The organism is Chromobacterium fluminis (genome assembly GCF_011602385.1).
Classification (GTDB): domain Bacteria; phylum Pseudomonadota; class Gammaproteobacteria; order Burkholderiales; family Chromobacteriaceae; genus Chromobacterium; species Chromobacterium fluminis.
Map to the genome: position 1 here is coordinate 44,663 of NZ_JAAOMA010000035.1, position 11,441 is coordinate 56,103.

The 11,441-nt window shown below is 66.5% G+C and carries 13 protein-coding genes; 11 read left to right on the forward strand and 2 right to left on the reverse strand.

What is annotated here, in order from left to right:
• The first annotated feature begins 37 nt into the window (after positions 1-37).
• The 4 genes from phnF to HA052_RS20175 all read left to right on the forward strand — a co-directional run bounded on the left by phnF (position 38) and on the right by HA052_RS20175 (position 2,498).
• Positions 38-760, forward strand: a complete 723-nt coding sequence (gene phnF, locus HA052_RS20160; RefSeq protein WP_166453303.1) for a phosphonate metabolism transcriptional regulator PhnF — start codon at positions 38-40, stop codon at positions 758-760.
• Positions 760-1,452 (forward strand): DUF1045 domain-containing protein, encoded by a 693-nt coding sequence (locus tag HA052_RS20165; protein ID WP_166453304.1) that lies wholly within the window; start codon positions 760-762, stop codon positions 1,450-1,452. The genes phnF and HA052_RS20165 overlap by 1 nt, the downstream gene beginning before the upstream one ends.
• Positions 1,442-2,011 (forward strand): phosphonate metabolism protein/1,5-bisphosphokinase (PRPP-forming) PhnN, encoded by a 570-nt coding sequence (gene phnN / locus HA052_RS20170; protein ID WP_166453305.1) that lies wholly within the window; start codon positions 1,442-1,444, stop codon positions 2,009-2,011. The genes HA052_RS20165 and phnN overlap by 11 nt, the downstream gene beginning before the upstream one ends.
• 157 nt (positions 2,012-2,168) lie before the next feature.
• A complete protein-coding gene (locus HA052_RS20175; RefSeq protein ID WP_081545676.1) occupies positions 2,169-2,498 on the forward strand; it encodes a hypothetical protein in 330 nt (109 codons plus the stop codon).
• Positions 2,499-2,681: 183 nt separating this feature from the next.
• Here the strand turns inward: HA052_RS20175 and HA052_RS20180 are convergent, their stop codons facing one another.
• Both HA052_RS20180 and HA052_RS20185 read right to left on the reverse strand, forming a co-directional pair.
• Complete coding sequence (locus tag HA052_RS20180; protein ID WP_081545675.1) at positions 2,682-4,304, reverse strand: diguanylate cyclase domain-containing protein; 1,623 nt, start codon at positions 4,302-4,304, stop codon at positions 2,682-2,684.
• Positions 4,305-4,380: 76 nt separating this feature from the next.
• A complete protein-coding gene (locus HA052_RS20185; RefSeq protein WP_166453306.1) occupies positions 4,381-5,028 on the reverse strand; it encodes a TetR/AcrR family transcriptional regulator in 648 nt (215 codons plus the stop codon).
• Between the two features lie 96 nt (positions 5,029-5,124).
• Here HA052_RS20185 and HA052_RS20190 point away from each other — a divergent pair, with 96 nt between their 5' ends.
• The 7 genes from HA052_RS20190 to HA052_RS20220 all read left to right on the forward strand — a co-directional run.
• A complete protein-coding gene (locus HA052_RS20190; protein WP_166453307.1) occupies positions 5,125-5,805 on the forward strand; it encodes a DAPG hydrolase family protein in 681 nt (226 codons plus the stop codon).
• A gap of 155 nt (positions 5,806-5,960) precedes the next feature.
• On the forward strand, positions 5,961-6,983 hold the full coding sequence (locus HA052_RS20195; protein WP_206118972.1) for a putative 2-aminoethylphosphonate ABC transporter substrate-binding protein: 1,023 nt from the start codon (positions 5,961-5,963) through the stop codon (positions 6,981-6,983).
• Between the two features lie 68 nt (positions 6,984-7,051).
• Entirely contained in the window at positions 7,052-8,152 is a 1,101-nt protein-coding gene (locus HA052_RS20200) for a putative 2-aminoethylphosphonate ABC transporter ATP-binding protein (protein WP_166453308.1), read from the forward strand.
• A complete protein-coding gene (locus HA052_RS20205; protein ID WP_166453309.1) occupies positions 8,146-9,843 on the forward strand; it encodes a putative 2-aminoethylphosphonate ABC transporter permease subunit in 1,698 nt (565 codons plus the stop codon). Before HA052_RS20200 ends, HA052_RS20205 begins: the two co-directional genes overlap by 7 nt.
• Before the next feature lie 60 nt (positions 9,844-9,903).
• Positions 9,904-10,296 carry a DUF4280 domain-containing protein gene (locus HA052_RS20210; RefSeq protein ID WP_081545670.1) on the forward strand — a complete coding sequence of 131 codons (393 nt, stop codon included), beginning with the start codon at positions 9,904-9,906 and terminating at the stop codon, positions 10,294-10,296.
• Between the two features lie 286 nt (positions 10,297-10,582).
• On the forward strand, positions 10,583-11,083 hold the full coding sequence (locus HA052_RS20215) for a PraA/PraB family alkane oxidation protein activator (protein ID WP_166453310.1): 501 nt from the start codon (positions 10,583-10,585) through the stop codon (positions 11,081-11,083).
• Between the two features lie 191 nt (positions 11,084-11,274).
• Positions 11,275-11,441, forward strand: a 167-nt coding sequence (locus HA052_RS20220; protein ID WP_166453311.1) for a transposase, incomplete at its 3' end; no start/stop codon positions are given.

Here is an 11,441-nt window from a genome sequence, read left to right on the forward strand (position 1 = left end):
AGACCTTGGCCGCCGCGGCAACGAGAGGGTTTGAACGATGATTGAACGCGGTTCCGGCGTCGCCGTCTGGCGGCAGATAGAAAACAGCCTGGCCGAGCAGATCGCCATCGGCGGCCTGCGCGCCGGCGAGCGGCTGCCCACCGAGCTGCAGTTGGCGGAACGCTTTTGCGTCAACCGCCACACCATCAGACGCGCGGTGGCCACGCTGGTGGAGCGCGGCCTGCTGCGGGTGGAGCAGGGGCGCGGCACCTTTGTTCAGGACAATGCGATCGACTACGCGATCAGCAAGCGCACCCGCTTTTCCCAGAACATGGCCAGCCAGAACCTGAACTCGGACATCGACATCCTGGCCAGCGATACGGTGCCGGCCAATGCCGAACTGGCCGAGTTGCTGCAAGTGGCGGTGGGCGAGCCGCTCTTGCGCATCAAGACTCTGAGCCGGGTGGAACTGCGGGTGGTGGACTGGGCGACGCTGTTCTTCCCGGCGGTGCGTTTTCCCGGCCTGCCGGAGATATACCGGCGCGAGCGCTCAGTGACGCGCGCGCTGGCGCATTTCGGCGTTGACGATTACACCCGGCGGTTTTCCCGTGTCACCGCGCGGCTGCCGGACAGCGAAACGGTGGACTACCTGGGCATTCCCAAGAACCGGCCGGTGCTGCATGTGAAGTCCTTGAATGTAGACCCGCAAGGGCGGCCGGTGCAGTACGGCGTCACCTGTTTCAACGGCGATCTGGTGCAACTGGTGATGGAGGACGCTTGATGCGCTACGCGCTCTATTACGCGCCGCGGCCGGACAGCGCCTTCTGGCGCGCCGGCAGCGGCTGGTTGGGACAGGATGCGCACAGCGGCCTGCAAGTGCTGCCGCCGCACGCGCCGGGCCTGGACGCCGAAGTCTGGGCGGAGCTGACCGCGGCGCCGGCTCGTTATGGATGGCACGCCACGCTGAAAGCGCCGTTTTTCTTGCGCGCCGGGGCGGACGAGGCGGCGCTGTTGGCGCGGACGGCGGTTTTGGCGCGCCGTTTCCAGCCCTTTGAGCTGAGTTTGGAAGTGGCTTGGCTGGCGGATTTTTTGGCGCTGCGGCCGCCGGCGCCGCCGCCGGAGTTGGCGGAACTGGCCGCCGCCTGCGTGGTGGAACTGGAGCCCTTGGCCGATCGCGAATCGCCGCGGAAAACGCGCGCCGGGCTGGACGCGCGCCAGGAGCAGCTAAGCTTGCGCTGGGGCTATCCCTATGTGTTCGAACAATACCGTTTTCACTTGACGCTGAGCGGCCGGCTGACGCCGGACAGCGCGGCGGGGCGGGTGTTGGAGCAGGCGGCATGCCGGCATTTCGCCGCTTTCGGCCAAGTGAGGGTGGACGGCGTGGCGGTGTTCGTCGAAGCGGCGACGGGCGAGCCCTTCCGCTACCTGGCGCATTGCGGCTTCGACGGCCAGGCGGTGCGTTATGAAGCCTGAGCCCGGCGTGTTGTGGTATGTGATCGGTCCGTCCGGCGCCGGCAAGGACAGCCTGCTCGCCTATGTGCGGGCGCGGCTGCCGGCCTCCGGGCGGCTGGTGTTCGCTCACCGCTACATCACTCGGCCGGCGGACGCCGGCGGCGAGAACCACGTGGCCTTGAGCTTGGCGGAGTTCGAGCAGCGTGAGCAGAGCGGCTGTTTCGCCTTGAGCTGGCGGCGGCACGGCCTGGCTTACGGCCTGGGGATGGAGGCGGCGCTGTGGTTGGAGCAGGGCCTGGACGTGGTGGTCAACGGTTCGCGCTCGGCCTTGCCGCTGGCGGCGCGGCGTTTTCCCGGCCTGCGGCCGATATGGATCGTCGCCAGCCCGGCGGCGCTGGCGGCGCGGCTGGCCGGCCGCGGTCGCGAGTCCGCCGAAGGCGTCGCTCAGCGGCTGGAAGACGCCGCCGCGCTGACGCCGCCGCAGGGCGCGGCGGTGTTGCGCAACGACGGCGAATTGGCCGAGGCCGGTGAACGGCTGCTGCGTTTACTGAGCAAGGATTTGGGTAGGCCCTGTCCTTAATGTCTGGAAAACCGGGCCGGCGAGGCCGCCGCCGCTTGCTATAACCGGGGCAGTTCGCCGGCAGTATGGCGGCGAGCCGCGCGCCGTTTCCGGTTGGCGGGACGCCGGAGCCGGCGGCGCTGGCGATGCTCGTCCCGCCGTTGGCAGGAGAATGGATATGGCTTTGCAATCGAGAAACTGGCATGCCTGGCTGAACGCGATGCCGGGCCACCCCAAGAGCTTGCACGTGGCGGGCGATGTGGTGGTGGCCAATCCCGGCGTGGAAGCGGCGCTGACCATGCGAGAGCCGCAGGGCATCAACCCGGCCATCCTGATGCTGGACTTGCACCTGGTGCAGAAGCCCGGCATGTGGCCGCAGGTGCTGGCGGTGGCGCACGCCCGCTACGACCGGGTGCTGCCGCCGGGCGCGCCCAAGTACACGGCGGTGGAAGTGCTGCACAATAACGAGCGGGTGGCTTATATCGAGCCCATCCCCGAAATCGTATAGACAGCGGCCGTCACGGCGGCCTGGCAGGGCCGCCATATACTTAGAACGTGTTTACGATCTCGCGAGCTAAGGGGAGACAAGGCGAAAACGGCTGAGAAAGCGGAATGTACGCGTGGTACATGAGCATTTCGAAGCGGTTTTCAACGCTGTATCGCCGACGCGCAGCAGACCGTAAACACGTTCTTACAGCGTGACGCTTTCGCAGCCGCTGCGGCCGGACTTCTTGGCCCGGTACATCGCCTGATCCGCCGCCTGCAGCAGATTGTCCGCGCTGCTGTCTCCGTTTCCCAGCGCGATGCCGACGGAAATGCCCAGCTGGCGTTGTTCGCCGCCGATGTCGAAAGGCGTTTGCATCGTCTCTATGCATTTGGCCGCCACGATGCGGGCCACTTCCTCCGCGTCCTCGCCCAGATCTCCGATCAACAGCACGAATTCGTCGCCGCCGATGCGCGCGAGGGTGTCGGTCTGGCGCACGATGCCGCTCAGGCGCTGCGCCGCCTGCCACAACACTTTGTCGCCGGCCTTGTGGCCATAGCCGTCGTTGATCTGCTTGAAACCGTCCAGATCCAGAAACAACAAGCCCAGCCGGCTTTCATTGCGTTGCGCGCGTGCCAGCGCCATGGTCAGGCGGTCGGCCAGCAGCGCGCGGTTGGGCAAGCCGGTCAGGGTATCGTGATGGGCCATGCGCGCCAGTTCCGCCTGGTGCTGGTTCAGCTTGCTCAGCAGCCGGTTGAAGGCGGCCAACAGATAGCCCACCTCGTCGTTGCGCTTGACCGGTAGCGGTTCCAGCGGCAGTTCGCCGCGGGTCATGCGGTCCGCGTGGCGGGCGGCGCGGAACAGCGGGAGGAATAGCAGATACAGGCCTGCGCCCGCGACCAGGGCGAACACCAGGATGGCGATCACCGCGTTTTTCAGCAAAAAGACTTGTGCCCGGCCCACGGTGGCGAAGGCCTCGCTGCTGGGCAGCCGCGCCACAACGAACCAGCCGGTGCTGGGCACCGAGGCGATGGCCGAGACCTCCTCGCGTCCCTGGGCGTTGACGGTGATGCCCACGCCGCGAAACCCCGTCATCGCCCGGTCGTGCAAGGGGTTGATTCCCGTCGGCGGCGTGGGTTTGAGCACCATGTCCGGCTGGGAAGAGGCGACGAAGATCTTGTCTTGCGGCGAGATCAGCAAAAAGCCGCTGTTGGGCCCGCCGATGTGGGAGGCCAGCAGCAAGTCCATGAAGCCCGGCGCGGCCAGCGCGGTGATGCCGGCCAGCGCGCCTTGCGGGCGGCCGTCGCGCCAGGGCAGCGCCGCCGCCATCGGCAGCACCGGTTTTTTGCTGACGCGGCCGATGACCGGGCGGCCGATGGCGACGCGGTTCAGATTGGGCGGGCTGGACAGGGCGACGCGGATGTAGTCGCGATCGGAATAGTCCCGACCCACGCGGCCGGGCAAGGATGGATAGTCGGCGATGGCGCGGCCGTCCGGTGACACCACGTACAGGCCTTGCGAGAACGGGCATTGGAAGTCGCAGCTCAGGCGCAGCCAGGCTTGCAGTTCCGCCGGACGTTGCAGCAGTTCCTGGGGCAGGCCGGCGGCCAGCCGCTGAAGCAAGGCCTGGCGCTGCTGGATCTTGAAGTCTACGTCTCGGGCGACGTAGCTGGCCAGCGCCATCTGCTGGTTCTGCACCACCTTGCTCAAATCCTCGCGCAGAAACTGGCTGAGCGCGTAGTAGCGCGCCACCGCGCCGGCCACTACGATGCCCAGCGCCAGCAGGAGCAAGCGGGTAACGATGCTATCAAGGACGCGGCGCAGGTTCATGGTCGCACATAAGGTTGTCTTCAAGACAGTTTAGTCAAGGTTTCGGGCCTTGTATTCCCGGGCCTGGGGTGCTGGATCAGCGCGGCAGCAGGCCGGCGCAACACAGCGCCACCGCGGCGCGGATGCGTTCGCCGGGGTCGTGCTCCGGCAGCGGCGGCGTCAGGCCCAGCGCCATCCGGCGCAGCGGCTCCGCTATCGTCATCGCCAACAGCAGTTCGGCGGTTTGCGCCGGCTGCGGGCAGCGGATCAAGCCTTGCTCCGCCTGGCGCTCCAGCCAGCCGGCCAAGAGCGCGGCGCAGCGCTGCACGCCGTGCTCGGCGTACTGCGCCAGAGCCTGTTCCCGGCCGGGAAAGTCCCCTATCAGCAGGCGGAACAATCCCACCGCCTCGCGCGTGAGTACCTTGACCGCCACGGTGTTCAGCAGCGCTTCCAAGGCCTGCGGCAGCGCGGCGGCCTCAGTCAGCGGCTCGCTCATCGGCGCGACGAAGGCGTCGGTCCAGCCGTGGATGACCGCGCCCAGCAACTGCTCGCTGTTGTCGGCGAAGCGGTACACCGTTTTCTTGGCCACCCCGGCCCGCTGCGCCACCGCCGCCATGGTGGCGGCCTGGTAGCCCTGGCTCAGCAAGAGTTCGGTGGCGGCGTCCAGCACCTGTTGCTTCAACGCGTGTTCCGGCGCGGCGGGGCGGCCGCGCGCGCGCGGCGAGGCCTGATCCTGGCTTGACATCGGGGTAAGCTTTCCTCAATATGGAAACGCATTGCGTTTCTTAATTAACCAGCGCCGGCGTCGCGCCGCGCTGATCTTCAAGCCAAGGAGTGTACTGTGAATTCTCACTATGAAACATCTTACGATGAGCTGTTGCAGCCCGGTCCGCTGATGCTGGAAACCGGCGTGCGCCGCCTGGACGACGGCCGGCTGTTGGTGGCCGCGCGCACTGAAATGCCCGGCTGCGCCGGCCGTATGTTCGACTGGTGGTTCACCTTCTTCGATTCCACCCGGCACATCCGCTGGTGGCACCCGCACGACCATGTGGAGCTGCGAGGTTGGGACGGGCGCCGCCGCGCCGGCCGCGGCTATATCGGTTCCACCGTGCGCGCGGTGGAGGCGCTGGGCGAGATCCCGCCGGTGCCGGCGGTGTTGAAATTCCACCCGCCGGAAACCTTCTTCGGCGCTGGTCGCTTGAGCGCGGCGCTGGCGCGCGGCGACGCCTCGGCCGCGGTGTGCGCGCGCATCGCTTTCGGCAACGAACCGCGGCTCAGCGCCGACGGCGACCCGCTGGACGGCGAGATGGTGCACCTGACGCGGGACACCGCCCACGGCGCGGTGCTGCGCAGCCGCTTTTTGCTGGGCGCGGCCGACGGCAGCGGCGAGCCGGTGCCGGAACGCCTGGGCCTGGAACTGATGCGCCATTGCTACAACGAGTTCAGCTGCCTGGCGCGGTTCTTGCCGTCGCTGTATTACGGCGAGCACGCCAACGGCGAGAAAGGGCCGCTGGCCTGGTAGGCCGCCGCGCCGGCGGGCAGGACATCCAGCCGCGCAAGACAAGCTTCACCCGGCCGTCACCGCGCTGTCATCGGCGCGTCGTAAGGTGGCGGCTGATTGAAGGACGGCGCATGGGCCATGAGGTCTATACGTCTAAACCCATTGGAGCGATGTCGATGAAACAGCTGATTGTCCTGGCCGCCGGCCTGGCCCTGTCCGGCCTGACGGCCCCGCTGGCGCAGGCCGCCACCACCCTGACCGTGTACACCGCGCTGGAGGCGGATCAGGTCAAGGAATACAAAGAGGCTTTCGAAAAGGCCAATCCGGACATCGAAATCCGCTTCGTGCGCGAATCCACCGGCATCATCACCGCCAAACTGCTGTCCGAGAAAAACAATCCGCAAGCCGACGCGGTATGGGGCCTGGCCGCCACCAGCCTGATGATTCTGGACCAGCAGGGCATGCTGCAGCCTTACGCGCCCAAGGGCGTGGACAAGCTGAGCCCGGAATTCGTCGACAAGGCCAAGCCGCCCAAGTGGACCGGCATGGACGTGTGGGCCGCCACCCTCTGTTTCAACACCGTGGAAGCCGCCAAGAAAAACCTGCCCAAGCCCGAGAGCTGGGCCGACCTCGCCAAGCCGGCCTACAAGGGCCAGATCGTGATGCCGCACCCGGCGTCCTCCGGTACCGGCTATCTGGACGTATCCGCCTGGCTGCAGATGATGGGCGAGAAAAAAGGCTGGGACTATATGGACAAGCTGCACGCCAATATGGCGCAGTATGTCCACTCGGGCTCCAAGCCGTGCAAGATGGCCGCCGCCGGCGAGTACCCGATAGGCATCTCCTTCGAATACCGCGGCGCCCAGCTGAAAGAAAAGGGCGCGCCCATCGACCTGATCTACCCGAAGGAAGGCCTGGGCTGGGATTTGGAAGCCACCGCCATCATCAAGGGCAGCAAGAAGCTGGCCGCCGCGCAGAAGCTGGCGGACTTCTCGGTCAGCCTGCAGGCGATGCGTTTGTATGAAAAGAACTACGCGGTGCTGGCCATGCCCGGCGTGGCCAAACCCAACCCCTTCATCCCCGCCGACTACGCCCAGCGCCTGAGCAAGAACAACTTCGCCTGGGCCGCCAAACAGCGCGAGGCCATCCTGCGCGAATGGTCGCGCCGCTATGAAAGCAAGGCCGAGCCCAAGAGCTGAGCCGGCTCCCGCCATTACGCCGCCCGCCGGGCGGCGTCGTTTCTTTTCAAGACACCCTGGAGTTGCGCATGAAACCGGCCGATAGCCTGGACGGCTTGTCCGAACACCTGTCCGTCCGCGGCCTCAGCCGCCGTTTTGGCGGCTTCACCGCCTTGGACGAGGTGTCCTTGTCCATCCGCAAGGGGGAATTCGTCTGCCTGCTGGGCCCGTCCGGCTGCGGCAAGACCACCTTGTTGCGCCTGATCGCCGGGCTGGACCAGCCGGACGCCGGCAGCGTCCATTTGCTGGAGCGCGACATCACCCGCGAACCGCCGGCCCGCCGCGACTACGGCATCGTGTTCCAGAGCTACGCCTTGTTCCCCAATCTCAATGTCGCCGACAACATCGCCTACGGCCTCAAGCCGCGCGGCGGCGGCGCGCGCCACGCCCGCCGCGTGCGCGAGTTGCTCGACCTGGTGGGCTTGCCCGGCGCCGAGGACAAATACCCGGCCCAGCTGTCCGGCGGCCAGCAGCAACGCGTGGCGCTGGCGCGCGCGCTGGCCACCTCGCCCGGCCTGCTGTTGCTGGACGAGCCGCTGTCCGCGCTGGACGCGCGAGTGCGCGACAAGCTGCGCGACGAACTCAAGGGCCTGCAAAAACGCCTGGGCGTCACCACGCTGATGGTGACCCACGACCAGGCCGAGGCGCTGGCCATCGCGGACCGGGTGGTGGTGATGAACGCCGGCGGCATTGAGCAGATCGGCACGCCGGCCGAGATCTACCGCCGTCCGGCCAGCCGCTTCGTCGCCGAATTCGTCGGTGCCGCCAACTGGCTGCCGGCGCGGCGGCGGGACGGCCACGAGGCCGCCGTCGGCAACTGCTTGCTGCGCTTGGACGCGCCCTTGCCGCAGAGCGAAGCGCTGACCCTGTTCCTGCGGCCGGAAGACATCATCGTCAAGGCGCGCTGGGACGGCGCGCCCAACACCTTGCTGGCGCGGGTGGCCGACATCAGCTTCGGCGGCGCGATGACCCGGCTGCGCCTGCAGCCGGAAGGCATGCCCGGGCTGGCGCTGCACGCGGAAATCTGCCCGTCCATGCTGCAACGCCAGCCGCTGACGCCGGGCGAGGTGGTGCCGGTGGAGCTGCCGGCCGCGCTGCTGCGCGCCTATGCTGGGGAGGGCGCATGCTGAGCCGCGCGCTGAACGGCTGGCGCGCCGCGCCGGCCTGCGGCGAGCGCCGAGCCGCCGCCGCGTTGGTATGGACGCTGACGGCCTTGCTGGCCTTGGCGTTGGGCCTGCCGCTGCTGTTCATCTTCGGCAAATCGGTATTGGACATGGATGGCGGCTTCGTCGGTCTGGCCAATTTCGCTCAGGTATTGGACAGCCCCGGCCTGATGCGCGCCGCGCGCCACAGCCTGTGGCTGGCGCTGACCGTCACCGTGCTGGTGTTGCCGTTGGCCTTCGCCTTTGCCTGGGGCTTGAGCCGCAGCCGCGTCTGGGGCCGCGGCGTGTTTCGTCAGATCGCCTTGTCGCCGCTGTTGGCGCCGTCCTTGATGCCGGCCATCTCGCTGGTGTATTTGTTCGGCAACCAGGGCCTGCTCAAATCCTGGCTGGCCGGCGGCAGCGTCTACGGCTTTTGGGGCATGGTTTTGGGCGAAGCCTTCTATACCTTTCCGCATGCGCTGCTGATCCTGCTGACCGCGCTGTCGGCGTCGGACGCGCGTTTGTACGAGGCCGGCCGCGCGCTGGGCGCCGGCGCCTTGCGTCGCTTTCTCACCATCACCCTGCCGGGCGCGCGCTACGGTCTGGTCTCGGCGGGCCTGGTGGTGTTCACCCTGGTGATCACCGACTTCGGCGTGCCCAAGATCGTGGGCGGGGACTACAACGTGCTGGCGGTGGAAGCCTTCAAGCAGGTGGTGGGGCAGCAGAACTTCCCGCGCGGCGCGGTGGTGGGCCTGATGCTGCTGTTGCCGGCGGTGTTTTCCTTCTTCATCGAGCGGCGCATGGCGCGTCGTCAGCAGGCGGCGCTGGGCGTGCGCGCGGTGCCGTTTTCGCCGGGGCCGTCGCCGGGCCGCGACCTGGCCGCCTGGCTGTTGCTGGCGGCGATCTCGCTGCCGCTGCTGGCCTTGCTGGGCGTCGGCATCGCCGCCTCCTTCATCAAATACTGGCCTTACGACTTGAGCCTGACGCTGGCGCATTATCAGTTCGACAGCGTGGACGGCGGCGGCTGGAGCGCCTATTTCAACAGCCTGAAGCTGGCCTGCCTCACCGCCGGCGCGGGCAGCCTGCTGGTGTTCGCCGGCGCTTACGCCTGCGAGAAGCTGCCGGCCGCGCCGCTGGGCCGCGCGCTGCTGCGCTTCTTCGCCATGCTGCCGATGGCGGTGCCCGGCCTGGTGCTGGGTCTGGGCTATGTGTTTTTCTTCAATCATCCGGACAATCCGCTGCATGCGCTTTACGGCGGCATGACGCTGATGGCCGCCTGCACCATCGCCCACTTCTACACCACCGGCCACCTGACCATGAGCACCGCGCTTAAGCAGCTGGACGGAGAGTTCGAAGCGGTGGCCGCCTCGCTCAAAGTGCCGTTCTGGGTGACGCTGCGGCGGGTGAGCTTGCCGGTGTGCCTGCCGGCGCTGTTGGATGTGATGCGCTATCTCTTCGTGTCCGCGATGACCACGTTGTCGGCGCTGATCTTCATCGCCAGCCCGGACAACAGCCTGGCCGCGGTGGCCATCGTCACCATGGACGACGCCGGCGACACCGCGGCGGCGGCGGCGATGGCCACGCTGATCGCGCTGAGCTCGGCCGGGGTGTCGCTCTTGCTGTTGGGGCTGGAGCGCGTCTTGGCCCGGCGCGGCCAGGGCTGGCGCGGCGGCGCTTGACTGTGGTTTGCTTTGGCGTGACGATGTCATGTCTTGGCCCGCCGGAGTGAGGAAACGCGCATGGGATGTCCGCAAGTGTGCATGGGCGCGATGCTGCAATGCAGCTTCGGCGTCGCCCCCAGCAGCCTGGTGGTGTTGCCCGCCAACCGGGTGATGGCCGGCGGCGTGCCGGCCGCCAACATCATGGACAACGTGCCCATGCTCAACGTCATGCCCTTCGGCATGTGCCAAAGCCCGGCCAACCCCATGGTGGCGGCCGCCACCGCCGCCGCCATGGGCGTGCTGACCCCCATGCCCTGCATCCCGGTCACCGCCGCGCCGTGGACGCCGGGCGCGCCCACGGTGCTGATAGGCAATATGCCGGCGCTGGACAGCAACAGCATGCTGATGTGCAACTGGGGCGGGGTGATCAAGATCAACGCGCCCGGCCAGTTCACGGTGATGATTCCCTGAGACCCTGTTTACGATCCGCTGCGCGTCGTGAGACGTGACACGGAGAGTACCGCTTCGAAATGCTCATGTACCACGTGTACATTCCGCTTTCTCAGTCGTTTTCGCCTTGTCTTGTTCTTGCCCGTGGTAGCGTGTGCCGACAGCTGGCGCTTGTTTATCAGCCTATAGGTCAGGCTGATGGCGGGTGGGGGCTTGATTGAAATCAAACGTTTAATTTAATTGGCATAATACTTTATTGGCTTCTTGCCGTTTGGCATGAATCAACCTTCTCAAGCAAGGAGCCGTCATGAGCTTTTCCCATTGTCTCGCCGTCGCCGCACTCAGCCTGGCCGCCGCTTCCGCCTTCGCCGTCACCATCACTCCGCCCGGTCCCGGCGGCGCGCCTATGCCGTTTTCCGCGGTGGGGCCGGCCAAGGTGGGCAAGCTGGGCATCGATCTGGATTGCAAGGCGGTGTTCAGCGGCACCGTGGATGGTTACGGCAATGTGGCCATCACCAGCGCCTCGTTCAGCGGCGGGGCGCTGTGCAAGCTGATCAAGCCCGTCGCTTCGGTCGCCTCGCCGTGGACCGGCCATGTGGACACCGCCACCCAGCTGACCTTGGACAATGTGGCGGTGAACGTGAAATCGCCGATTGCCGGCGGCCTGTGCGGGCCCACCAAGATTGTGGGCAGCGTTGCCGACAACGGCAGCGAAACCGTGATCGGCCTGGATGCGGCCCAGTTGTCCGGCGGTTGCTCCATTAGCGCGACGTTGAGCACTACGCCGTATATGCGGGTCACGCCTTAGAACCTGTTCATAGTCTGCTGCGCTTCGGCGATACGGCGTTAAAAACAAGCTCAAAATGCTCATGTACCACTTGTACATTCCGCTTTTTCGCTTGTTTTCGCCTTGTCTCGCCCTAGCTCACGAGACTTTGAATAGGCTCTAAGAACCTGTTCAAAGTCTCTGAGTAGAGCAGAGTGTGAGAAAATCCAGGGGTGAGAAAAAGCTACCCAAGCGATATCAGTCGCGAACAACTTGAAGTGATCAGACCACTTCTGGAAAGCGCGCGTAAGAGAACAAGTCCCCGTCGAGTGGACTTGTATGAGGTGTTTTGTGCCGTGCTGTACCTGCTCCGCAGCGGCTGCCAATGGCGCATGCTTCC

Coding starts and splice junctions, on each gene's coding strand:
- phnF (WP_166453303.1), top strand. CDS start 38: ATGATTGAACGCGGTTCCGGCGTCGCCGTCTGGCGGCAGATAGAAAAC.
- HA052_RS20165 (WP_166453304.1), top strand. CDS start 760: ATGCGCTACGCGCTCTATTACGCGCCGCGGCCGGACAGCGCCTTCTGG.
- phnN (WP_166453305.1), top strand. CDS start 1,442: ATGAAGCCTGAGCCCGGCGTGTTGTGGTATGTGATCGGTCCGTCCGGC.
- HA052_RS20175 (WP_081545676.1), top strand. CDS start 2,169: ATGGCTTTGCAATCGAGAAACTGGCATGCCTGGCTGAACGCGATGCCG.
- HA052_RS20180 (WP_081545675.1), bottom strand. CDS start 4,304: ATGAACCTGCGCCGCGTCCTTGATAGCATCGTTACCCGCTTGCTCCTG.
- HA052_RS20185 (WP_166453306.1), bottom strand. CDS start 5,028: ATGTCAAGCCAGGATCAGGCCTCGCCGCGCGCGCGCGGCCGCCCCGCC.
- HA052_RS20195 (WP_206118972.1), top strand. CDS start 5,961: ATGAAACAGCTGATTGTCCTGGCCGCCGGCCTGGCCCTGTCCGGCCTG.
- HA052_RS20200 (WP_166453308.1), top strand. CDS start 7,052: ATGAAACCGGCCGATAGCCTGGACGGCTTGTCCGAACACCTGTCCGTC.
- HA052_RS20205 (WP_166453309.1), top strand. CDS start 8,146: ATGCTGAGCCGCGCGCTGAACGGCTGGCGCGCCGCGCCGGCCTGCGGC.
- HA052_RS20210 (WP_081545670.1), top strand. CDS start 9,904: ATGGGATGTCCGCAAGTGTGCATGGGCGCGATGCTGCAATGCAGCTTC.
- HA052_RS20215 (WP_166453310.1), top strand. CDS start 10,583: ATGAGCTTTTCCCATTGTCTCGCCGTCGCCGCACTCAGCCTGGCCGCC.